The organism is Mycobacterium sp. NGS59 (genome assembly GCF_059812345.1).
Map to the genome: position 1 here is coordinate 16,911 of NZ_JCALCN010000034.1, position 21,380 is coordinate 38,290.

At 66.9% G+C, this 21,380-nt stretch carries 24 protein-coding genes; 11 read left to right on the forward strand and 13 right to left on the reverse strand.

The genetic code is table 11. The annotated features are described in order from the left end of the window. The first annotated feature begins 4 nt into the window (after positions 1-4). Complete coding sequence (gene eccA, locus AC5Y46_RS24000; RefSeq protein ID WP_499993482.1) at positions 5-1,837, forward strand: type VII secretion AAA-ATPase EccA; 1,833 nt, start codon at positions 5-7, stop codon at positions 1,835-1,837. Between the two features lie 32 nt (positions 1,838-1,869). Here eccA and AC5Y46_RS24005 read toward each other — a convergent pair whose 3' ends face one another. The 7 genes from AC5Y46_RS24005 to AC5Y46_RS24035 all read right to left on the reverse strand — a co-directional run bounded on the left by AC5Y46_RS24005 (position 1,870) and on the right by AC5Y46_RS24035 (position 10,809). Next, positions 1,870-2,433, reverse strand: coding sequence for a hypothetical protein (locus AC5Y46_RS24005; protein ID WP_084954029.1), 564 nt, complete (start codon positions 2,431-2,433; stop codon positions 1,870-1,872). A gap of 3 nt (positions 2,434-2,436) precedes the next feature. Next, a complete protein-coding gene (locus AC5Y46_RS24010; protein WP_499993484.1) occupies positions 2,437-3,111 on the reverse strand; it encodes a tetratricopeptide repeat protein in 675 nt (224 codons plus the stop codon). Positions 3,112-3,126: 15 nt separating this feature from the next. Next, positions 3,127-5,172 (reverse strand): hypothetical protein, encoded by a 2,046-nt coding sequence (locus tag AC5Y46_RS24015; protein ID WP_499993486.1) that lies wholly within the window; start codon positions 5,170-5,172, stop codon positions 3,127-3,129. Beyond that, positions 5,169-8,168 (reverse strand): ATP-binding protein, encoded by a 3,000-nt coding sequence (locus AC5Y46_RS24020; protein WP_499993488.1) that lies wholly within the window; start codon positions 8,166-8,168, stop codon positions 5,169-5,171. Before AC5Y46_RS24020 ends, AC5Y46_RS24015 begins: the two co-directional genes overlap by 4 nt. A gap of 63 nt (positions 8,169-8,231) precedes the next feature. Continuing rightward, entirely contained in the window at positions 8,232-8,519 is a 288-nt protein-coding gene (locus AC5Y46_RS24025; RefSeq protein ID WP_054585968.1) for a hypothetical protein, read from the reverse strand. Positions 8,520-8,560: 41 nt separating this feature from the next. After that, on the reverse strand, positions 8,561-9,487 hold the full coding sequence (locus AC5Y46_RS24030) for a conjugal transfer protein (RefSeq protein WP_499993491.1): 927 nt from the start codon (positions 9,485-9,487) through the stop codon (positions 8,561-8,563). 14 nt (positions 9,488-9,501) lie between these two features. Next, positions 9,502-10,809: a hypothetical protein gene (locus tag AC5Y46_RS24035; RefSeq protein ID WP_499993495.1), complete on the reverse strand. Its 1,308-nt coding sequence runs from the start codon at positions 10,807-10,809 to the stop codon at positions 9,502-9,504. Between the two features lie 218 nt (positions 10,810-11,027). Here AC5Y46_RS24035 and AC5Y46_RS24040 point away from each other — a divergent pair, with 218 nt between their 5' ends. The 7 genes from AC5Y46_RS24040 to AC5Y46_RS24070 all read left to right on the forward strand — a co-directional run bounded on the left by AC5Y46_RS24040 (position 11,028) and on the right by AC5Y46_RS24070 (position 15,175). Further along, positions 11,028-11,462 carry a hypothetical protein gene (locus AC5Y46_RS24040; protein WP_499993498.1) on the forward strand — a complete coding sequence of 145 codons (435 nt, stop codon included), beginning with the start codon at positions 11,028-11,030 and terminating at the stop codon, positions 11,460-11,462. Between the two features lie 214 nt (positions 11,463-11,676). Further along, complete coding sequence (locus tag AC5Y46_RS24045) at positions 11,677-12,105, forward strand: hypothetical protein (RefSeq protein WP_499993499.1); 429 nt, start codon at positions 11,677-11,679, stop codon at positions 12,103-12,105. Beyond that, entirely contained in the window at positions 12,105-13,508 is a 1,404-nt protein-coding gene (locus AC5Y46_RS24050; protein WP_054586032.1) for a type IV secretory system conjugative DNA transfer family protein, read from the forward strand. The genes AC5Y46_RS24045 and AC5Y46_RS24050 overlap by 1 nt, the downstream gene beginning before the upstream one ends. After that, positions 13,505-13,786 (forward strand): hypothetical protein, encoded by a 282-nt coding sequence (locus AC5Y46_RS24055; RefSeq protein WP_131811336.1) that lies wholly within the window; start codon positions 13,505-13,507, stop codon positions 13,784-13,786. The genes AC5Y46_RS24050 and AC5Y46_RS24055 overlap by 4 nt, the downstream gene beginning before the upstream one ends. Before the next feature lie 221 nt (positions 13,787-14,007). Beyond that, entirely contained in the window at positions 14,008-14,361 is a 354-nt protein-coding gene (locus AC5Y46_RS24060; RefSeq protein ID WP_042910087.1) for a hypothetical protein, read from the forward strand. Continuing rightward, positions 14,358-15,047: a hypothetical protein gene (locus tag AC5Y46_RS24065; protein ID WP_068033421.1), complete on the forward strand. Its 690-nt coding sequence runs from the start codon at positions 14,358-14,360 to the stop codon at positions 15,045-15,047. Before AC5Y46_RS24060 ends, AC5Y46_RS24065 begins: the two co-directional genes overlap by 4 nt. Further along, positions 15,044-15,175 (forward strand): hypothetical protein, encoded by a 132-nt coding sequence (locus AC5Y46_RS24070; protein ID WP_254902492.1) that lies wholly within the window; start codon positions 15,044-15,046, stop codon positions 15,173-15,175. The genes AC5Y46_RS24065 and AC5Y46_RS24070 overlap by 4 nt, the downstream gene beginning before the upstream one ends. A gap of 9 nt (positions 15,176-15,184) precedes the next feature. Here the strand turns inward: AC5Y46_RS24070 and AC5Y46_RS24075 are convergent, their stop codons facing one another. From AC5Y46_RS24075 to AC5Y46_RS24090, 4 genes are all read right to left on the reverse strand, one after another. Next, entirely contained in the window at positions 15,185-15,748 is a 564-nt protein-coding gene (locus tag AC5Y46_RS24075; protein ID WP_051445787.1) for a hypothetical protein, read from the reverse strand. Positions 15,749-15,817: 69 nt separating this feature from the next. Next, positions 15,818-16,042 carry a DUF2188 domain-containing protein gene (locus AC5Y46_RS24080; protein ID WP_042910090.1) on the reverse strand — a complete coding sequence of 75 codons (225 nt, stop codon included), beginning with the start codon at positions 16,040-16,042 and terminating at the stop codon, positions 15,818-15,820. An 84-nt stretch (positions 16,043-16,126) separates the two neighbouring features. After that, positions 16,127-16,285: a hypothetical protein gene (locus tag AC5Y46_RS24085; RefSeq protein ID WP_230493334.1), complete on the reverse strand. Its 159-nt coding sequence runs from the start codon at positions 16,283-16,285 to the stop codon at positions 16,127-16,129. A gap of 31 nt (positions 16,286-16,316) precedes the next feature. Beyond that, entirely contained in the window at positions 16,317-16,652 is a 336-nt protein-coding gene (locus AC5Y46_RS24090) for an alpha/beta hydrolase fold domain-containing protein (RefSeq protein ID WP_499993505.1), read from the reverse strand. Positions 16,653-16,782: 130 nt separating this feature from the next. On the opposite strand from AC5Y46_RS24090, the gene istA reads away from it, so the two are divergent. Continuing rightward, positions 16,783-18,450 (forward strand): IS21 family transposase, encoded by a 1,668-nt coding sequence (gene istA / locus AC5Y46_RS24095; protein ID WP_499993507.1) that lies wholly within the window; start codon positions 16,783-16,785, stop codon positions 18,448-18,450. Continuing rightward, on the forward strand, positions 18,450-19,244 hold the full coding sequence (gene istB / locus AC5Y46_RS24100; protein WP_065135065.1) for an IS21-like element helper ATPase IstB: 795 nt from the start codon (positions 18,450-18,452) through the stop codon (positions 19,242-19,244). Before istA ends, istB begins: the two co-directional genes overlap by 1 nt. Before the next feature lie 27 nt (positions 19,245-19,271). On the opposite strand, the gene AC5Y46_RS24105 is transcribed toward istB, so the two are convergent. Continuing rightward, positions 19,272-19,547, reverse strand: coding sequence for a hypothetical protein (locus AC5Y46_RS24105; RefSeq protein ID WP_499993509.1), 276 nt, complete (start codon positions 19,545-19,547; stop codon positions 19,272-19,274). 261 nt (positions 19,548-19,808) lie between these two features. On the opposite strand from AC5Y46_RS24105, the gene AC5Y46_RS24110 reads away from it, so the two are divergent. Further along, positions 19,809-20,789: a threonine ammonia-lyase gene (locus tag AC5Y46_RS24110; protein WP_238306311.1), complete on the forward strand. Its 981-nt coding sequence runs from the start codon at positions 19,809-19,811 to the stop codon at positions 20,787-20,789. Positions 20,790-21,197: 408 nt separating this feature from the next. Here the strand turns inward: AC5Y46_RS24110 and AC5Y46_RS24115 are convergent. Then, positions 21,198-21,380, reverse strand: a 183-nt coding sequence (locus AC5Y46_RS24115) for a hypothetical protein (RefSeq protein ID WP_499993511.1), incomplete at its 5' end; no start/stop codon positions are given.

Genomic DNA, 21,380 nt, shown 5'->3' on the forward strand with positions numbered 1-21,380 from the left:
CACCATGACAACGACTGAGTCTGCGGCGCGCACCGCGTTTCGCCGCGGGCTGTTGGCCTCCGGTATCGCCGTCGGCGGGCTGGTGCCCAGCCATAACGCGACGGTGGCCGCGGAGATGTTCCGGTCCGCAACCCAGGCCGACCCCGGCGTCTGTGACGGCTGGCTGGGGCGGCTGCTGGCCGGTGAGGACAGCCTCGACGTGCTGGCCGGGGCATGGGCGGCCGCGGAAACCTTCGGCTGGGAAGTGCGCCGCCTCGGAGTGCTCGGGGCCGATTTCCGGCCCGTGGTGTTCGATGGGCTGTTCTTGGCGCTGCCGGTGTCTTCGGTGTTCTCGCTGCGCTGCGCCTACGCGGCCGCGCTGATCGGTGCCCAGCACTACAGCCAGGCCGATGAGCTGCTCAGCGCGGCGCGGGTGCCGGCTGATCCGTTCGAGGCGGACACCCACAGCTATGTGGCGGGGTTGCTGCACTTTCGCACCCAGCGCTGGACCGATGTACTGCGCCTGTTTCCGGTTGAAAAGCAGTGGATGCTCCCGGCATACGAGTGCGCGGCCACCGCGATGGCCACCACCGCGCTGGCCTCGTTGGGGGTGTTCGAGGACGCATTTCGGCGCGGACAGAAGGTCGCCGCCGCTGCCGAGGACCGGGTGCCCGCCGCGGCCACGGTGGTGCTCTACACCCAGGCGATGTGCCTGCGTCATCTGGGCCGCGAGGACGAAGCCTCACAGCTGCTGCGCCGGGTGTATTCGCGGGACCCGAAGTTCGCGCCCGCCCGCGAGGCGATGGACGACCCTACCCGGCGGCTGGTGCTGACCGACCCCGAAACCATTGAGGCACGCACCGATCCGTGGGATCCCGTCAGCGCCCCGAACCGGGTGGACGCCGAGATCGCCCGCGACGCCGAGAAAGCCTCCCAGTATCTGCTTGAGGGCCAGGGCGAACTGGACGCGATGCTGGGCATGGCCCAGGCCAAGCGGGAGATCAAACGGATCCGCTCGACGACGAAGGTGAACCTGGCCCGGGCCAAGGTGGGGTTGCGGGTGCCGGTGACCTCGCGGCACACGCTGCTGCTCGGCCCGCCCGGCACCGGAAAGACTTCGGTGGCACGGTCGTTCACCAAACAGCTGTGCGGTTTGAAGGTGCTGCGTAAACCGCTGGTGGTGGAGACCAGCCGCGCCAAACTGCTGGGCCGCTTCATGGCCGATGCGGAGAAGAACACCGAGGAGATGCTGGAAGCAGCCCTGGGCGGGGCGGTGTTCTTCGACGAGATGCACACCTTGCACGAGCGCGGCTACTCCACCGGCGACCCGTACGGCAACGCGATCATCAACACCTTGCTGCTCTATATGGAGAATCACCGCGACGAGCTGGTGGTGTTCGGCGCCGGCTACGCCAAGGCCACCCAGCGCATGCTGGAGGTCAATCAGGGTCTGCGGCGGCGTTTTTCGACGGTGATCGAGTTCCACAGCTACACCCCGCCGGAGTTGGTCGAACTGACCAAGCTGATGGTCGCCGAGGACGACGACACCACCACCGACGCGGCCGTCGAGGCGCTGCGCGGCGACTTCGAACGGTTTTACACCGACGAAAAGCTCACCGAGGACGGCGATCTCATCCGCGGCATCGACGTACTCGGTAATGCCGGATTCGTGCGCAACCTCGTGGAAAAGGCGCGCGATCACCGCAACGACCGCCTGGACAACGCCGAACTCGACGAGCTGCTGGCCGCCGAGGACCTCGACATCACCGACGAGCAATTGCAACGGTTACGCGAGTTGACCGCGCAGGACCTGGCCGAAGGGCTACATGCTGCGGTGTCGGAGAAAAGAAGCGAGTAGACAACACCTTTCGGACAAGTCGGAGGAACTGGCTATTCGAACGCAGTGATGAGTTGGCGTATCTGCTGGGCGTATTCTTCTTCGGCCCGCTCGATGGAGGCTTCGACGCGCTGTAACCGATCCTGGTAGAGGCGGGCTTGTTCGCCGCGGGTGATCATCTCAGCGTCGAGCTGTATGCGGGCCGCCGCGTCATCGCAGTCATCCTTGGATGCATAGACTTTGGCGTCGCGCACCGTCGTGAAGTCTGAGCTGTCGACGGCGTAGCCCTCTGATTCGATACGGCCGATCAACCGTATCTGCGGTTGGCGGCGCTGATAAATATCGGCGCCACCCTGTTTGAGGATCTCGTCCAGCTTGTCAAACACACTCTGCGACAACCTCATTGCCGCAATTGCCTTGTCGCCGTATTCCATGATCCCGGTGCGGGTGATCGCTGCGTCGGCAGGCACCTTGTCAGTCACCGTCGCGATCACCGCTGCCAGCTCGTCAAGTACCTCGCAGGCCGCCACACCCATCGCCCGGTGACCCAGCGTGGATTCAATTTCGGTGCGCTGGCGGCGAAGAAGGTCGCCCAGCGCGTGCAGGCTCTGAAACACCGTCTATCTCCTGAACATGGCGGGAAGCCATAGGCGACGCGCCAAACGCCTTAGTCGTGCGTGTGTTTCGGGGTCGAGGTGGGCGACGCCGACTCGGGGGTGATTGAAGAACGGCGCCGGAAGGTCGGCTGCTTGCAGCGCGCCGCGCGCAGCCTGACGGGCTGTGCGCCGGTCACCGTCAGCCACGGCGATGTCGACGAGCACGATATGGGCGCGCAGTAGATCCTCGGGGGTGTGCGATCCGCCGCGGTCACGCCAGGCCTGCAAGGCTTGGCGCGCGGCCGCGGGATTGGCCTGGGCGACCAGTACTTCGGCCAGCGACAGCTCGACCTGCTGCGAGGTGCACTGCAAATCGGGATATTCAGAGAGCAGACGCCGGTACCACCGCTCGGCCGTCGGTGGGTCCGACTGCGCATAGGAGTCGGCGAGGTGTTCCAGCGCCCCGGCGCGGGAGTACCCGCCGACGTCGGCTTTGTCGAATGGCTGATCAAGAACCCGCACCCACATTTCTCGCGCCGCCTCGATATGGCCGGCTCGTTGCAGGTGCACCCCCTGGACGCGAAGATATTCCGGCCGGTTGTGGGCTCGGGCACGTGCGAGCCGGCGCTCGAACTCGGCGCTGATGTGCGGCGTCCATGCGTCGTTGCGGTACCAGTCGGTGGCCACCTCGTCATCCAAGCACCGGATTGTGTCTTAGCGGCCTTTGACCGGTGTCTGCTCGGGTGCGGGGCCGCCCGGTGTGGCGGTGTCGGGTGCCGCCGCGGGTGGTGGGATGGGTCGGGGGTGGCGTCCGTTGGCGGGGGCCGGTGGTGGTTGGAATGTGGGTTTGGGCGGCGTAGGGCGTGATGCTGCGGGGTGGGGCTGGCCGTGGTCGGACTTGTTGTCGTGGGGGCGGTGGAGTTTGTGTGCGATGTGGGCGGCGACGGCGGCGCCGGCGACGACTTCGGGGGCGGCCACGGTGGCGGCGGCTTCGCCGGCGGTGCCTGCGGTTGCGGCGACCCGTGCCGCCGTGCCGCCGGTGCTGGCCGTGCGGGCCGCGGCAGCGGCGCTTGGGGCCGCAGATGTGGTGGTCGGCGAGGCGGCGGTGGGGGTGGGACCGCGTGGTGGGGTCGGCGGGTGGGGTTTGCGCCCGCGCCCGGGGGTGGGGGGCCGGCCGCCGGGGGGACGGCCGCCTGCGGGGGTGCCGGTGCGCGGTGTGCCGGAGTCGCCGTCGGAGGTGGTACTGGTGTTCCAGGGTGCGCGGGCACCCAGGTCGCGGCCGCGGTCGTAGGTGTCGCGGCCGCGTTGGTAGCCGTCGCGGCCGTGGCGGGCCAGTTCGGTCACGGCGTGGGTGAGTTCGTGGCGGGTGTGGTCTCCGAGTTGGTGTTTGAGCCAGCGAAAGGCGCCGATGGCGGCGGCGGAGAACAGAGCGATCATGATGAGCCGGGCCAGGGGATGGGTCATGCCGACTTGGTCGGCGTAGCCGCCGCGGGCGGCCATTTTCAGGACGATCAGTGCCGCTACGGAGATGTAGAGGGTGTAGGCGAACAGCAGGGCGGCGTGTTTGAAGAACAGGGTGAGGCGGCGGGCGGCGCGGCGCCGAGGCGCGCCGTGGATCATGGCGGGCCCGGCGGCGACGACGGAGAGCAGCGCGTTGAGCAGGGCCGCGCAGCAGGCCATGACGTAGCTGTAGGTGACGTAGCAAATGAACAGGGTGAAGATGAAACCGAGAAGGCCGTAGAACATGCCCAGTGCGAGGTTGGAGCCGTCGAGGTGTTGGGCGAAGCTCAGCGCCTGCGGTGCTCCGCAACGGGTCATTGCGTGCGCGGGGCCGGCGAGGTCGCCGGGGTCGTGCGGGGTGAGCATCGCGGCGGTGTAGGCCTGGCCGCAGCCGCCGATGTTGTCGATGGGTTCGCCGAAGTTCATCAGCTGCAGCGGCATCCGCACGGTGGCATCGGCGATGAGCCCGGTCAGGTGGTGCAGTTGGGCTCCGCCGCCGCCGGGGGTGATGGCGCCGTTGTTCAGACCTGCTTGGGCGACGGTGAAGCCGAGGTTGCGTCCTTGGGCCAGCAGTCCGTTTTCGCGGTAGAGGTCGGAGAGCGGGTCGCCGGTGAGCATGATGCCCAGGACGCCGATGGCGAAGGTGGACAACATGATTCCGGCACCGTGGCCTTTGCGGCCGTGCCAGAGCAGGTGGTAGGCGCCGACCCCGAGGCCCAGGGTTAAACAGATGGGGAAGACCCAGAGGTCGGCCAGGATGGTGCGTAGTGTTTCGAAGATCGGGCGCAGCCAGGTGGTCAGCCAGTAGAGCCAGGTGTTGGACATGGCGAAGCGCATCAGCCACAGCGCCAGGGTGATCATGAAGATGTAGGCGGCGGCCTGGGCGGAGAGCAGTTCGGCGACGGCTTCGTGGGTCAGGCCGGTGTTGAGCGCGTTGGCCAGCCAGCGCGCCCAGCTCGACGGGTCGGCGGACAGGCCGGGGCCGGCTTTGGTGATCGCTTCGCTGGTGGATACGACGGACAGGTAGTAGTTGCCGACGGGCACGCCGTAGCTGTCGGTGATGCCGGTCCAGTTCAGGGCTCCGCCGATGGTGGAGGCGGCGGCCGGCGGCGCGGCCGCCACCGACCAGCTGGCGAGCCAGTGCAGGGTGAACCACACGGTGGCGGCGCGGCGCAGCCGGGGCCGGGTGGCCAGCTGGTAGCCGAGGTATTCGGCGGCGCGCCCGGTGACGGTGGTGGGTGCGGCGGTGGTGGTGTTCATGCGGCTTGGCCTGGGGTGGTGTCGTAGGCGCGGTGCACGGCCGCGTCGGGTTCGCTGGCGACCCAGATGGGGGATTTGCGGCGGAATTCGTCGACGAAGAATCCGTAGCCTTGTCGCTGGCCGCGATGGGCGTCGCCGGCGGTGGCAGCGTTCTCGTGGTCGTGGTTGTCGAAGGCGGTGGGGTCGCGCATTTCGTGGGCGGAGGGTTGGGCGAGGAAGAATTCCTCGATGTCGCCGTAGTCGTCGGCGCGGATGCCGACTTTGCCGGCGACTTGTCGTGCGAGGTCGTCGTTTTCGAACGGCATGATCAGTTGCTGGGTGATGAATTCGTCGCCCATCAGGGCGAGGTCTTTGATGGGGTTTTGGGTGATGATCAGCAGCCCGGTGTAGTGCTTGCGAGCGCGGCGGCTGATCAGGTGGGCGTCATCGGCGCCGGCGCGGCTGTTGAGCAGACCGGCGGCTTCCTCGAGGACGATGAGCCCGAAGCGCGCCGCGTCGGCGAAGAACGTGACCCGCGCCAGGCGTACCAGCATGCCGTAGATGGCGACCGAGGCGCGCTTGCGGTCCGACAGGTTGGCGGCCAGGTGGGGGGTGCTCATTTCTTCGGCGGTGGGTAGGTCCAGGCTGCCGGTGAGCCAGACCGTGACATCCAGGGCGGCCAGGTCGGGCACGGGCAGGGTGTCATCGAAGATGGCGCGGGTGAAGTCGTAGGTGGCCCAGGATTGCAGGGCGGCCAGGATGGGGGCGAGGTCCTCGGCGAGCCGGATGACCTGCGGTGCGCGGTCGTCGGGCCCGGTGGCGGGTGCCTGGATGCGGCTGATGTAGCTCATGAGAGCGGCGGTGCTGGTGATGTCGAGGGCCGCCGCGACGTCGGCTTGCAGGATGGCGCGCAGGCGTTGCACGGCGACACTGCGGCGGTCCAGGCTCATCATCGGGAGCATGTAGTCCAGCCAGTAGGCGGCGGCGACGTCGGCGGGGAAGGTGCGTAGCGGATCGCAGCTGAACTGATCACCGGCCATGTCGATGACGGCCTTGTTGGGGACGTCGGCGAGGGCTTTTTCCCATTCGGTGCCGGGGTCGACGATGAATGCTTGTGCGCCACGCTGGATTTCGGCGCGGGTGATGCGTTTGGCGGCATAGGATTTGCCGTAGCCCAGGGCGCCGCTGCAGACCAGGCAGGGGTTGCGGTTGCGGCGCGCGGTGCCGGGCAGGTCGAGCAGGACCGCGCTGCCCAGCGCGTTGTGCCGGGTGAATCCGAGCAGCATTCCGGCGCTGTTGCCGACCATCGAGGAGGTGATTGGCACGAAGCGTGACCATTTGCGGGTGGTGGTGGGTTCGCTGAACTGGTCGGCGCCGGTTTTGTGGTGGGGTACCCCGGGATTGAAGGCGGCCCACAGCCGGGTTTGGGCGCCGCGGTAGTGGCGGATGGCGATTTGACCGGAGCCGGTGAGTTCTTCGCGCAGCCGTTTGACGCTGTAGTCCAGGGTGGCTTGGTCGCCGGCGCCGACGGCGATCAGGAAGGCGGCTTGCAGGGGCCGTTCGTCGATGTTGGCGTCGAGTTGGCGGCGGTATTCGGCGAGTTGGTTTGCGGTGGTGAGTAGTTGGGCGTCGCCGTTGGCGACGTCGCGGCGCTGGGTGAACTGGTCGTCGAGGTTGCCTTTGGCGCGGTCGTTGCGCACCGATTCCATTTCGCGGCTGAGCGTGACGAGGTTGACGGCGAAGTCGAAGACCGCACCGGTGTCCAGGTCGTCGAGGGCTTGCAGGAATTCCGATCCGGGGAACACGATGCCGGCTTTGGGCATGTCGACGACCGGCAGGATGGCTTGGTAGCTGTCGGGGTAGAGGCCCTCGGCGCTGGCCACGCGCAGCGTTTTCACCGTCGACGGGACGGCGCGGATGCCGGCGGCCCAGGCGCCGGCGGCGGCCACGGCCGCCGTGGCGGTGATCGCGGCCAGTGCGGGCAGCCCGGCCACAGCACAGACCGCGGTGGCCACACCCAGGATCGCCGCGCCGAGGTGCAGTGGCAATGCGCGGCCGCGGTGGTGGTGCTGGTCACCGGTGTCGAAGACCGCCTCGGGCAGTGTGGTGCCGTCGAGACGACCGATCGCGGTGTGGTGGCGCGGCATGGGGTTGTCGAACACGCCACGCCAGGCGTTGTGCCGCCAGAACCAGTTGGTCATGTCTTCGGTAGCCGCTACGGGGGTGAATTCTTCGGGCAGGGCGGTGATGACGTCGTGGGCCAGCCGCTGGTAGGCGGCCACCGAGTTGTCAGAGTCTCTGTCGCGTCCGATCGCCCAGTCGCGCAGTTTGGCGGCTTGCCCCATGGGGCTGTGCCCGGCGCGGCCGGCGTCGACGGGGATGGCCAGCCAGAAGATGCGGGTGCGGGGGTGTTGGTCGGCGAGCACGGGCGCCATCTGTTGGCAGGCGGTGATCCAGCGTGGTTTGTCGCGGTGCCCGGCGAGCATGGCGCGCAGCAGCTGGCGTTGACTTTGTGGCACTGAGAGGCCGTAGATCCATGTGCCGGCGGGGATTTCGCGGGCTAGGGTTTGGTGGCGGTCGGCGACGCCGGTGCGCCGTTTCGTCGATTGCAGGTAGTAGGGCAGGCCGGACAGCAGGTAGTGGGCGTAGACGCCGTGGCGGGTGAAGCTGAGGTTGCCGATGACGGTGTGCGGGGGGGCCAGCAGCGGGTCACCGGTGCTGGTGGCCTCACGCGGGCACACGGTGCGCCACAGGCTGTGCAGGCGAAAACCCAGGCTGGGCCGCCCACGTGGCAGCAGTGCGGCGCCACCGGCGGCGGTGGCGGTGATCAGTGCCCCGCCGATCAGGGTGGCGCGGGCGTGCCCGGAGTCGAGCATCGCCACGGTGAGCGCCACGGTCAGGACGGCACCGCCGTAAAGGCTGATGGCCACCGGCAGCCGCAGCGGTTTGTTGAACAAGATGTTGGTGTAGACGGGGATGTCGTGCACACCTTTGAACAGCTGTGCTGATTCGGTCATGGGAAGGCTCCTGAACCCGCTGTCGGGTGCGGTGTGTCGGGGGTTGTTGCGCGCGATGGGGTGTTATTGGCCGAATTGGCCGGTGGTGATGCCGGTGCGGTCGGTGGTGCGTTTGGCCGAGGTGTAGATGGCGTAGCCCGAGCCCACGACGACGGCCACCACAACGGCGACCAGGGCCCAGGCGACGGTTTCGCCGATGCGTCCGCCGAAGAAGGCGCCGGCGGCGCGGGTGCCCCCGGCGAGCAGGATCAAGATGACCAGGACGCCGACACCGATGGTGTAGAGCGAGTGGCTGCCAGAGACCAGGTCGGTGGCAGCCAGCAGGGTCGGGGTGGTGGTAGCGAGAAACATTGTGAATTTCCTTTCGTGGGTGGGGAATTGGGTGTCGCATGTTAGCGCGGCGCTGCGGCCGCGGCGGGGATGACGGGGGTCAGTTCGGCGCCCGCGGCCAGTAGCGGTGCGTAGTCCAGGCTGGTGACGCTCCAGCGGCCGGAGGTGACTTTCAGCGCGATCGGGTAGTCGAGTTGCACGGGGGCGAATTGGGCGGTGACGGCGCTGACGGTGGCCAGCACATGCAGCGTGGTGCCGTCGGCGGGCGCGGTGTCTTCGGGTGCGGAGTGGTTGGCAACGAGTTTGGTGACTTGGGCCGAGCGGTAGTCCGCGGCGGCCAGGAGTCCGGAGTCGGGGGTGACGTAGCGTTCCAGCCCCGGCGCAGCGGTCAGGAAGCTGCTAACGAAGCCGCTGACGGTGGCGAAGGCCGGTGAGGTGGCAGCCAGGGCGCTGGGGTAGCCCAGGGGTGCATCCGCGCCGACACCGGGGCCGTTGATGCGGGCGGGAAGTGCGCTGGCCCGCACTCCGTAGCGGGTGTAGAGGACGGGCAGTCGGTAGTAGGTGGTGTGGGGGGTGGCGGCTTCAAAGGGCCGTTCGGCCACGGTGATGACCACGCTCCATTGCTGGGTGGTGTCGTTATCGCTGACCAGGGTGACCGCCGAGACCGCGGGGGAGCTGACGAGGACGGCCGGGGTGGTGGGCAGGCGCAGCGGTTCGTGCAGTGACCAGCAGTCGTGCAGGGACTGCTGGCGGGCGGCGGTGGCGGTGAGCCAGCGGGTCACGCAGTCCTGGGCGTAGGAGCCGACCAGGGCGGTGCGGTTGACCGCGCTGCGGGCGGGCCCGTCGACGTCGATCGGGTCGTCGGTGATCCAGCCCCAGATGGTGGAGAGGGCCACGACGCTGCAGGCGCTCAAGCCCACGGCAGCCACGGCGCGGCGCAGGCCGGTGCCGCTGGCCTCGAGTCGGTGGCGCCAAGTATTGGTCAGCATGGCGGTGCGCCTTCCTATTGGGGTGGGTGACCGAAGATCTTGATCGAGGAGATGGCAAAGGAGTTGTCGGCGGGGTCGGTGCGGGCGGGCTCGCCGGTGAGCCCGGGTAGCACCGCGGGACTGCCCGCCGGTGGCGGCTCGGTAGCGGCCGGGCCGAGGACGTCGCCGAACAGCCCGCCGGAACCGGGTGCGGGGCTGGTGGTGGCGGCGGCGTCGGCGGGGGCGCGGCCAGTTTCCTGGATGAGCAGGATGACGCGGGAGGCCAGCACACCGCGCTCGGGCAGGGCTTTGGTGGCTTCGCCGTGCACACTGCCGGTGTCCTGAGAGATCGCGGTGGGTGGGCTGTCGTTGAAGCTCCATTGCACACGGGTGGCGACGCGGTGTTGGTGCCACTGGTCAACCCCGGAACTGTCGGTGCCGACCCAGCCCGGCGTCAGCGAGACGGCGGTGATGAGCATGCTGCGCCCGAGGTTGAGCACGACGAATTCACCGGCGTTGCCGCCGGTCACGCACACCCAGGCCTGAGTGGGGTCAGGGCTGGCCGCGGCCTGGGCGGCCGTCGAGCCGGGAAGGCAGCCCACCGAGGTCGCCGTGAAAGGGATCGTCGAGTCATGCTCGCCGGCCCCGGCGGTGGTGGTGGGGGCGGCAACGACACTGAGGTGGATGCTGGGCCCGCCGGCCTGACCGGTCTGGGCGACGTGCGGCTCGGTGCGCATGGCCATCAGCGCTCCGCTGGCGACCAGGGCCGCGGCCGCGGTCGCCCCGACGAAGCCGGCGGCGATCTTCTTGTTGTAGCGCGCCGCAGCCGGCGCCGCGGTGTCTTTGGTATCGCTCACCGCGAGGTCGTCGCCGGTGGGTTGCGCCGCGCGCGCCTCGGGGGTGACGAGCGCGTCGGGCGCCGCGTCTGCGTCGGTGTCCCTTATGTTGGGGTCGCTGTCAGCGTCGATGTCGTTGTCGGGCTTGGGTGAATCCAGATCGACGGGGGCCAGATCGACTGCGCTGGAATCGTTTTCCTGCGGCGGATCATCGACGTGGTCGTTGTGGGTGGTTGCGCCGGTACCGGCGGGCGATGAACCGCTCGGCGCCGCAGATTCTGTAAAGCCGGTAGGAGTCTGGTCGCCGGGGTCGTCGGCGGGTCCGGCGTCGTCGATGTCGGGCGGGTCGAGGGCACCGGGATCGTCGGGGTGCGCCAGGACACCGACTCCGGAGTCGTCAACCTCAAGATCACTGAGGAAGTCAAGGGAGCGGTCCACGAAGTGGACATCGTCGTCGGTGGTGGGCGCGCTCATCGCCGGTGCCCGATCGGCATCGTCGCGGCGCACGCCGTGGCGATCGTTGTTATCACAGCAAACTGTCGTGAGGCGATGCGCAGGACGCGAAGCACCGGACGCCACCCGCACATCGTGGCGGAACCGACACCCCTGAGAACATTGTGCACCATCGGCCGTATCCCTTTCTTCTTGGCTCAGCCTAAGGGATGGACTAACTCATATTCGACAGTTGTAGCGAAATACTTTGTCGGGTTGTTACGGTCTTTTCTGTGAAAGCGATACCTGCCGACGGGATCGAGCGGTTGATGTTCTTTCTGGAGGACCGTCTGGCACAGCTGCGATGGACCCGCCAGGACCTGGCTGCCGCCGGCGGCCCAGCCCCCTCGACGCTGCGCAAAGCGCGGCTGCGCGAGGGCCTGTTCGCGCCGCGGACGTTGGCGCAACTGGACTTCGCCCTGGGCTGGCAAGAAGGCTCCGCGGAAGCCATCATGGCCGGCGCCAGCCCCGCGGTGCGGATATCAGACCTGGTCAACTCGTGTTCTGCTGGCATGGAGGCGGCGCTCGCCGACAGCGAACGCTACCTGGTGGGGCGGTATGCGATGGAGTTGAAAAAGTTCCTCGACGATGTCGCGTTAAGGCTGAGCGCCTTTTACACTGAACCTGTACCCACCGCGGAGGGCGGCCCCGATGACCGTCCCCGCTGACAGGTTCGACGAGATCCGCCGCAAGTGGATCGCCCGTAACCAACGGACATTTATATTCCAGAAAAGGCGCGCCGAATTGTTGGCGCGCCAAATTAGGGACCGCGATACACAACGTACCGGCGCCCGTGTCGATACGGCCGATGATGACGTTATTCATCCGTGGTATATGCGGCCGGTGAAAACACCGTACGCAATGCTGGATTGGGCTATTTTGATGACCGGCGCGGTATTGGCACCGATCGGATGGCCGGTCGGTAAAGCGTTATCGAAAGCCATTGTGCAGCTAATCCCCGGTGAGCTGCGGTCCTACCCGGTGGCGGCGTTGCTGTGGGCCGCGGCGCTCATCGGTGCCCCGATGCCGCTGATCTACGAGCCGGGGGATTCGTTGTCCTCGGCGGTGCTGGCGCCGTGGCTGGCCGCCCAGATCCCGGCCGCGCTGCTCATCGCCGGCCTCTACGGCATCGCCGAAGGCTGGCTGGCTGTCGACGGGGCCCGGGACTGGTGGCCGATGAGCCCGGCCGAGGAAGCCGAGGAGATCGATTTCGGGTTCACCGGACCCGACGACATGACCGGGCCCGGGATCTTCCCCACCGGTGAAGATGACCCACCAGGTGACCCCAGCCCACCTAGAAGGAGACCCTGATGTCGCTCCGCTCGCCGTCCCCGTACTGCGGCTTTCACCGCCGAGAAGACAAACTGTCGTTAGCCGCCGGCGCGGCGCACGTGCTGGTGTCCGCGCCCACCGAGACCGGAAAAACCCGCGCCGTGCTGGCCCCGGCCGCCGTCCTGTGGGGCGGGCCGGCGGTCTGCGTGTCCTCCAAAGACGACCTGATGTGGCTGGTCTGTCAACGCCGTTGGGGACCAAAGCAAGTCATCGACCTACGCCCGGACTACTCCGCGGCCTACCCCGCTGACGTGCAGGTTCGCTCGTTTGACCCGACCGCGCTGATCACCACACCCGATGAAGCCGTGACGGTCGGCAACACGATGATGCAGATGGCCGCAGTCGGGACCGGCTCGGGCATCGATCAGGTCTCCGACGCCGGGCTCTGGGAGAACAACACCGAAGCCCCCCTAGCCGCGATGCTGTACGCGGCCTCACCGTGCGGCAACGGCAAAGGCATCGGCTGGGTGCTGCTAGCCACCGACAACATGGAAAAAGACGACAAGAAGCCCGACACGCCGGGCTGGCACGCCGCCGCACGCCAAGTCGAGAACCTCCCGTTGCTTCGCAACGGGCTGACGCGCACCCTGGCCATGGATGCCCGCATGCGCGACAGCATCGCGCTGACCATGCGCAAAGCGGTCACACCGTGGATGCGCCTGGCACTGCGCGGCAGCACCGATCCCTCGTTCGACGAAACATTCCTCGACCAGCCTGATGCCACGCTGTTCATCCTCGCCCCCGCTGAAGGCGCGATCGCCGGCGCCGCCGTCACCTTGCTCGAGCACCTTGTGCGCCGCTGGCGCGGCAAAACTACCCGCAAAGAAATGCTGCACCGGCTACTGATCACCGTCGACGAGGCCGCCAACGTCGCCCCCATGCCCGCACTGCGCCGACACGTCTCGGAAGGCCGCGGCCTCGGAGTCAACCTACTGCTCTCGGTGCAGGCCTCGTGTCAGTTCGACACCGTCTACGGCAGCGCCTATGCCCGGGAGCTGCGCGCCACGTTCCCCGCAGCCCTGATCATGTACGGCGCTGATGAAATGGAGATGCTGCAACGCGCCGAACAATGGTCCCGCGAAACCACCCGCCGCCAAGAATCCTTCGATCAGGCCAGCGGCGCCAAAACACTGTCCTCGCACCTAGGCCCGAGTCTGGACTACCGCAGGCTGCTCCCTCAAAACGTCGGCCACGCACGGCTGCTGCACCGCGGCACCGCCGGCATCGCCACCGAACTACCCGACTGGCCCGAATTTGTGCGCCGCTACGACCACGCCATAGACACCCTACTCAAAAGCGTTGCACCACAGGTCAAACCACAAACACCGTGGGAATGGGTAGTCGCGCGCCACCGGCGCGCAAAAAAAGCAGGAGAACGATGAACGCGGCACAGCTGCGCGCAGAACTGATCGAGGTCCTCGCCGGCACGCACGAGCCGATGACGACCAGCGCGGCGCGTAGCGCGCTGAGCCAAAGAGCCGGCGACCGGGTGCGGCCGGTAGTTGCCGAAGAGGTCTACCGGGCACTACTGATCCTGCAACGCCACGGCGCAGTACGCCGCGTTCACGACCAGCCAGGCCGGCTGGCCCACTGGGAGCTGACACACAACGCTCAGCCACGAGCAGAGCAAGTCGATGAGCACCCACGTCTGGGCAGATGAGCGTAAGCCGGCCACATCTACTGCTGTTGCGGGAGAGGCCATGTGGATCGTCGCAGTCGACGCCCTGGTGGTTGTGGTATTGACGCTGATTTTCAGCTGCATCGGCGCTGGTGAGAACGAACTGACGACATGGCCAATGCCCGCGGGGCAGGTCTGCGGGCCAGCCGGTGCGCGTAGCTGTGTTGTCGCGGCAGGGATTTCGATCAACACGGAGGGATGTCGTGAACGATAAAACAGAGACAACCGCTGACGCCGGTGCCGGCCCGGGCCCACTCGTCGAGGCAGAGACCATCAAGCCTGACAGGTATATCGCGACCGTCGAAGCCCAAGCGCTCCAATTGACCTCGGCGTCGGCAGCGACCATCGTCGAATGGCTGGGACTTGCTGACCGGTGCTGCTTTCCGGCTGGGGTCAACCCGGCCACCGGCGCCGACGAACCGGGCTATCTTCTGATCCCGACGCCGATCGGTGATGTGCGCGCCGACCTCGGCGACTACGTCGTGCAGCTCTCCGGCGGGGCGGCCTGGCCCTGCAAGCCCGAGGTATTCACTGCGGCCTACCGACGGCAACCATGACCCGCCCGCACACCAGCCCACCTGCGGAGGCCACGGCGCATCTGCCGCTGCTGCTGATCGGACTGCGGTGGCTGCTGGACACCGAACAACCAGCCGGAGCACTCATCTACCCGCGCGGCCAGACGTTGAACTCCGTCGGCAACCGCAGACTGAGGTTCACCCCGGAAGGGTTCGATGGCCGCCCGGCGGTGGTCGTCGAGGTCAGCGACGCTGACCGGCCCCCCACCCGTAATCCGCGTAACACGTTGAGTGATAGCGAGATTGACGATTTAGCGTTTGTCCTCAGTGATTGCGGCGAACATGTCGGCGCAGCGTGGCGCGACGACACGCACCGCAGTGCCGCATTAGCGCTGGCCGCTAGCGCGCCATCGTCGTTGCTGGCAGCCGCAGCGCGGTACCGACAGGGCTGCCCAACCCACGGCGGTGCGCCGTGGTGCTGTAGCTGGTACCGCGACGGATCGCAGCGCGCCATCAGCATCCACGATGTGCACCGCGCGGCGGTGCAGTGCTCGCCGTCCGACGTGGCCACCGGTGAGCCAGACCTCACCGCTGCGGTGAGGATCGCACGCCGGCCCATGCACCCGCCTCGATCCAGCGGGTCGAGACGCAGCGCCGGTAACCGCGCGGGAAGGCACCCGATGGTGTTTTCCGACCGATGTGTACTACGAGGCAAAGGATTACGATGAACGACGCACGCAGGTTCCCCTGGCTCAGCGGGTTGATCGCCGCCACGGTGATAGCTCTGTGGTTGCTCTACGTCGTCCTGCACGGCATGGTGACGATGAGCGTGGGTGTTGCGGCCATCGACGGGTGAGTCGAGTCGTCAGGGGTTGAGGATGTCGTCGAAGGGCGCATCGGGAGCGATCGGCAGGACCTCGATCGCTGCGGAGGCGCACAGCTCGGAGATCAACGCCGCGGTGCCGCCGATGATCGTGGAGTCGTCGTCGATCTCGGTGGCCACACACCAGGTGTGATCGGCCGGCCACATGAAATGCGGTGACTGGGCGGCGAAGGACGTCGTGTTGTCCCAGCGGCCGATGTGGACGGCCTGTTCGACAGCACCTTGGAACAGGTGGTAGCGGTCGCGGCCGGGCAGGGTGAAGGTGGGACCGGTCAGGTCCAGTTGCCAGTGCGCCGGCGCGGGCGGTGGTGGTGACAGGTCCGGCACCACGCCGTTGACGGGCAGGTAGGCGGTCAGTGTCACTCCGGGGCCGGCGTGCAGGGTCCCGCATCCTTGCCAGACGGCGGAAAAACAGTGCTGCGCGGTGGCGGCGTGGCGGGCCAGAACCGCGCACAGTGCGCCGAGCGCGCGGGGGCTCAGGTGTAATCCGGAGCCTACGACGTTGGTGACCCAGTGCGGGCCCCACAGATCGACTCGGGCGCTCAACCAGTCAGCCGGCGCAGCGGAGTCGGCCGGCCGGGGAGGGCGCGGTTCCAGCAACGCTGCGTGCCCGCGTCAGCCGCGCGGCGGGTTGGGGTCGTTGCCGTAGGAGTTCTTCTGGCGGATTGTTCCGTCCAGGTTGCGGATGGTGTGCTCGACCTTGCGGTCCTGCGCCATTTTTCGGCCTATCGCGGTCTGTTCGGCTTTGGTGCCGCCGGTGTGTGCGGCGCGGCGGCTGCCTTCCACTTTCGACTTCCACACCCCGTCTTCGTTGTAGGTGGTGATATCACCTTTGGGCATGTAATCCTCCTCGGCTACGGGGGTTTGTGCGTGTGCAACATTGTGTCAACCGAGAGCGGCCTTGTCTTGCCTCGCTATCGGGGGTCAGCGTAACGCTGTGCGGGTCAACGGGTTTGGGTTGTTGAGGGCGTCGCGCAGGATGGTGTGGACATCGGTGTTGGCGCGCGCGGCGGTGTCGAGTTGGTCGGCCAGGTTGTAGAAGCCGTGGAACATGCCGGGGCAGCAGCGTGCGGTGGTAGGCACGCCGGCGGCGCGTAGCTGGCGGGCGAACTGTTCACCGGCTGCGCGCTGCGGGTCGGCGTGGGCCAGGACGAGGTGTGCCGCGGCTCAATCCGCTGGCCTCACCGCTTCTCGCCGAGCTGAGCACACTGCCGCCGACGACGGGACAAATCAGAAGCTGGAAGGCGATGGGCGGTCCGTTGCGGTCGCGGGCCAGCAGGCACACACCGATGGCCAGGTTGGCGCCCGCACCTTCTCCGGCTACCGCCACCCGGTGCGGATCGCAGCCGATCTGTTCGGCGATGTCAGCAGCCCAGCGGGTTGCCGTCCAGGCGTCCTCCAGCGCGGCGGGAAAGCGGTTCTGGGGGGCCAGGCGGTAGTCGACGGCCATGATGAGTGTGACAGGTTTGGCTGGCCCCCGTTTGTCGCGGAATGTCAGGTTTGAGTGGCTCCACCGCGACTCGCCGGGCAGGTTGTGTCAGGTTTGAGTGGCCCCACTTCATCGTCGCCGTAAGGAGACGATGACAGGAGCCAGAGTGGGGGGTTCCCGGGTGGATGGATTGTCGGTGCGGGCGCTGGCCAAGCGGCATCGGGTGCATCGCCGAACTATTCGGCAGGCGTTGATCTCGGCGCAGCCACCGCGACCGGCGCCGCGGCGGTGGCGGGCCCGCAAGATCGACCCCTTCGTCGGGGCGATTGATGACATGCTGCGGACTGATCGCGATGCCCCGCGTAAGCAGCGGCACACTGCTCGGCGGATTTTGGCCCGGTTGATCGACGAGCATGACGCCGCAGACCTGGTGTCCTATTCGACGTTGCGGGATTATGTGGCCAAGCGGCGGCCCGAAATCGCTGCGGAGACAGGCGATCAGCTGATCGAGGCGTTCGTGCCGCAGACCCACGAGCCGGGTCGTGAGGCTGAGGTCGATTTCGCTGAACTGTATGTCGATTTGCCTGAGGGCCGCACGAAATGCTTTCTGTTCACGATGCGGCTGTCGATGTCGGGCAAGGCTGTGCACCGGGTGTATGCGACCCAGTCCCAGGAAGCGTTTCTGGAAGGCCATTTAGCGGCGTTCGACGAGTTCGCCGGCATCCCGACCGGCCACATCCGGTATGACAACTTGAAGTCCGCGGTGAGTCGGGTGTTGTTCGGTGATCGCGACCGGATCGAAAACCAGCGTTGGGTCTTGTTTCGATCACACCAAGGCTTCGAGGCGTTCTACTGCATCCCCGGCCTAGCCGGAGCGCATGAGAAGGGCGGTGTGGAAGGCGAGGGCGGACGGTTTCGACGCAACCACCTCGTCCCGGTCCCCAAGGTGGCGTCGCTGGCACAGCTCAACGAGCGGCTGGCTCAAGCCGACCGCGACGATGACGACCGCCGGATCGGTCACCGCATCCGCACCGTCGGTGAAGACTTCGCCACCGAGCAACCACTGCTGCGCGCGCTGCCTGCCGAGCGATTCGAACCGGGGCTGACCCTGGCACCGCGAGTCGACCGGCATGGGCGAATCATGGTGCGCAGCAGTCAGTATTCGGTGCCGGCACGCTTTATCGGCCGGCGAGTGCGGGTGCGGCTGCGCTCGAACGAGTTGTTCGTCTCCGATGGCAGCACCCCGATCGCGCATCACGAGCGCTCGATCCGTAAAGGAGCTCAGGTCCTTGACCTGGACCACTACTTGGAGGTGTTGAAGATCAAACCCGGCGCTTTGCCGGGGGCTACCGCCTTGGTGCAGGCGCGGGCGGCCGGCACCTTCACCAGCGCCCATGAGGCGTTTTGGGCTGCTGCCCGCAAAGCGCACGGTGATGCTGCGGGCACCCGGGCACTGATTGACGTGCTGTTGCTGCACCGGCACATGCGTCACGCCGATGTCACTGCCGGGTTGAGCGCCGCTCTCAACGTCGGGTCCACCAATGCTGATGTGGTGGCAGTGGAAGCTCGCCTTGCCGCCCACCACCACGGCGGCGGCGCCGCAGTCGGTGCAGCCCTAGCGGACACGTCCCCCGTTGAGCAGCAGCGGCGGGTGATCAGCCTGACCGAGCGGCGGCTCACCGATCCGGCTGCGGTGATCGCCGGGCTGCCGCCTGACACCCGAGCAGTGCCCTCGCTGGCAGGCTACGACGATCTGTTGACCCGACGCGCCGCCAGAACTGCGCAATTCCCGCTGCCTGTGACCGGAGGGGTCGGCTGATGGGCGCACCGGTACGACGACGTCGAGGATTGAGCGCCCAGGCCGCAGATGCTGCGGTCGATCAAGCATGTCGGCAACTACGGCTCCCGTCGGTGCGGGGGTTGTTCGCCGACATGGTGGCCACCGCGGAGAAAGAACAACTCACCTATCAGGGATTCTTGGCGGAGTTGTTGTTGGCCGAGTGCGACGACCGGGCCCGACGCCGCTCGGTCCGCCGGGTCAAAGCCGCAGGGTTTCCGCGGGAGAAGTGGCTGGGAGACTTCGATTTCGAGGCCAACCCGAACATCAACCCGGCCACCATCCACACCCTGGCCACCAGCGCATGGGTACGTGCCGGGCAGCCCTTGTGTTTGATCGGGGACTCCGGCACCGGTAAAAGCCACCTGCTGATCGCGTTGGGCACCGCGGCTGCTGAAGCTGGATTCCGGGTGAAGTACACCCTGGCGACAAAGCTGGTCAACGAACTCGTCGAAGCCGCCGACGAGAAGGTCCTGGCGAAAACGATCGCCCGTTACGGCAGAGTCGATCTCATCTGCGTGGACGAATTGGGGTATATGGAACTAGACCGTCGCGGCGCGGAGCTGTTGTTCCAGGTATTGACCGAGCGCGAAGAGAAAAATTCAGTGGCGATCGCGTCAAACGAGTCGTTCTCCGGTTGGACAAAAACGTTCACCGACCCGCGCCTGTGCGCAGCAATCGTGGACCGACTTACCTTTGGCGGCAACATCATCGAGACCGGCACCCAATCCTACCGACTGGCCCACACCAAAGCAGCACACACCGCCGCGAAATGAGGGGTCTGGGCTCACCGCACCGGAGAATCAATCCTCACTCCGCGGCCGTGCGGCGGCCATCAATGCGCGTAGCGCTTCATCCGCCGGGCCCGCGATCGGATCATCAAGGGAGCCAATGAAGACCGCAGCTATCTCGCCCGGATCGGCGGCAGCGATGGAGCGCCAGGCAGCTAGATTGGGGTGATCGACATCGGTCGCCGCCTCAGCGGGCTGCAGTTCAACAATCGCCCGCGCCAAATATGCTGCCGAAATTGGAATTTCGCGCGTCCCGCAGGAATAGCCCACCACCTCGGCCAAGATCACCGCCGGCAACCCGTGAGTCCCACCCGGCCGGTTCACATATGGGAATACCCACTCGTGCCCGCACCGGAACCCAACCGCATAAGCCACCGGCACCGCCCAGCCGTCGATCCGACCACTACGAGCACGCCGAATCTCATGCAGCCCCGCCAGCGTTGACCAATCCTCAACGATCACGGACCGATTCAACCACCCTGGGTTCAGCAGTACCCGGGTCCATGCCAGCGGGGCTGGTCTCTGACGGTGCGGCGATACGCTGTTGTCGTGGGATCAACGCGCCTCGACACAGCACGAGTCCAGGCCGCTCGGGGCATGATCAACCCGATTTTCCTCGACACGCCGTTGTACCGATGCGAGGCCCTGGAGAGCAGCCTCGGCTGCAAAGTGAGTATCAAGCTCGAGACGGCGAACCCGGTTCGAAGCTTCAAAGCCCGCGGCGCCGAGGTGGTCGCCAGCCTCCTAGCCGACAACGGTTCGCGAGCCCTGGTGTGCGCGAGCGCGGGCAACCTTGGCCAAGCCCTCGCCTGGTCCGGTCGAATCCGGGATCTCGAGGTCACCGTGGTGGCATCCCGGTTTGCGCCAGCAGCCAAACTCGCCCGCATCCGCGCACTGGATGCCAGGTTAGAGCTGGTCGACGGCGACATCGAGATGGCGCGCGAGCGAGCAGCCGACATCGCGCGACAGCAGCGTATTCGACTGGTCGAAGACAGCCAGGACATCGAAACCTGCGAGGGCGCAGCGACAATCGGCCTCGAACTCGCCGGGGCCACGACCCACTTCGACGCCGCCCTAATCGCTCTGGGAGGCGGGGCACTCGCCACCGGAGTCGGCCACGTGATGAAGTCGATAAGACCCGAAGTCGACGTAATCTGCATCCAACCGCACGGCGCACCGGCCATGACCTACTCCTGGCACGAACGCCGCGTCATCACCACCGACTCCACCAACACCATCGCTGACGGCGTCGCCGGGCGACATCCCATTCCAGCCGTCCTCGACGACCTACTCGTCGTCGCCGACGACGCCATCCTGGTACACGAGACGTCAATCATCGCTGGCATGAAAATGCTCCACGACCACGCCGGCCTGATCGTCGAACCGTCGGCCGCCCTCGGCATCGCCGCCATCATCGAAGACCCCTATAGGTTCGCCGGCCGACACGTCGTCACCATCGTGTGCGGCAGCAACGTGGACCTAGACACCTACCACCGCTGGATAGACGGAGCACCAACGGTTCCCAAGTAGCGCACCGACGCTCGTCATCGTCGCTCGAAAAAACACCTTCCGCACGTTGCCCAACGCACGCCAAGATGGGGCCAACCCAACGTGTCCTCCCGGGTCCGATCAAACTTGACAGACTCACCATGACGACCGCGCCGACGCCGTTGGCCAGGCGGCGGCAATCGGCATCGCGTGACACGGAGTCGCGCAGGACGAAACCGCCGCTGTGAAAGTAGACGATCAGCGCGGGACGGGAGTTGGTTCCCGGAGTGGTGTGGGTGCTCAGCGGTTCGTAGATGTGCGCCGGGATATCGTGGTGGCCCTTAGGACCGTGCGCCCGACGACAGTGCACGCGCGCGACTTGGACGTGCCTGCGGGGGCGTGCAATTGCCGTGCAGGTGCTGGCGGAGCTCGAACGCGTCGCTGCTGTGGTCAGAGGTCGATGCCGTAGCCGCGGTCGATGTGGCGGGCTGGGGTGGTGAGGTTGTCGATGTGGGCGGCGGCCTCGGCGATGTCGCGTAGGCGGTCGACGATCTGGGTGCGTTGGCGTAGTAATTCGACGGCTTGGTCACGGGTGGTGCTGGTTGCGCTGGTGGTGGCGAGGTGGTGTTCGGC

What these genes read in the sequence shown, in the direction of transcription:
- AC5Y46_RS24025 (WP_054585968.1), bottom strand. Translation starts at nt 8,519, where the DNA reads ATGTTTCTCGCTACCACCACCCCGACCCTGCTGGCTGCCACCGACCTG.
- AC5Y46_RS24045 (WP_499993499.1), top strand. Translation starts at nt 11,677, where the DNA reads ATGACCGGCGCGGTATTGGCACCGATCGGATGGCCGGTCGGTAAAGCG.
- istB (WP_065135065.1), top strand. Translation starts at nt 18,450, where the DNA reads ATGGGCGCACCGGTACGACGACGTCGAGGATTGAGCGCCCAGGCCGCA.
- AC5Y46_RS24080 (WP_042910090.1), bottom strand. Translation starts at nt 16,042, where the DNA reads ATGCCCAAAGGTGATATCACCACCTACAACGAAGACGGGGTGTGGAAG.
- eccA (WP_499993482.1), top strand. Translation starts at nt 5, where the DNA reads ATGACAACGACTGAGTCTGCGGCGCGCACCGCGTTTCGCCGCGGGCTG.
- AC5Y46_RS24015 (WP_499993486.1), bottom strand. Translation starts at nt 5,172, where the DNA reads ATGAACACCACCACCGCCGCACCCACCACCGTCACCGGGCGCGCCGCC.
- AC5Y46_RS24090 (WP_499993505.1), bottom strand. Translation starts at nt 16,652, where the DNA reads ATGGCCGTCGACTACCGCCTGGCCCCCCAGAACCGCTTTCCCGCCGCG.
- AC5Y46_RS24020 (WP_499993488.1), bottom strand. Translation starts at nt 8,168, where the DNA reads ATGACCGAATCAGCACAGCTGTTCAAAGGTGTGCACGACATCCCCGTC.
- AC5Y46_RS24030 (WP_499993491.1), bottom strand. Translation starts at nt 9,487, where the DNA reads ATGCTGACCAATACTTGGCGCCACCGACTCGAGGCCAGCGGCACCGGC.
- AC5Y46_RS24050 (WP_054586032.1), top strand. Translation starts at nt 12,105, where the DNA reads ATGTCGCTCCGCTCGCCGTCCCCGTACTGCGGCTTTCACCGCCGAGAA.
- AC5Y46_RS24070 (WP_254902492.1), top strand. Translation starts at nt 15,044, where the DNA reads ATGAACGACGCACGCAGGTTCCCCTGGCTCAGCGGGTTGATCGCCGCC.
- AC5Y46_RS24065 (WP_068033421.1), top strand. Translation starts at nt 14,358, where the DNA reads ATGACCCGCCCGCACACCAGCCCACCTGCGGAGGCCACGGCGCATCTG.
- istA (WP_499993507.1), top strand. Translation starts at nt 16,783, where the DNA reads ATGACAGGAGCCAGAGTGGGGGGTTCCCGGGTGGATGGATTGTCGGTG.
- AC5Y46_RS24055 (WP_131811336.1), top strand. Translation starts at nt 13,505, where the DNA reads ATGAACGCGGCACAGCTGCGCGCAGAACTGATCGAGGTCCTCGCCGGC.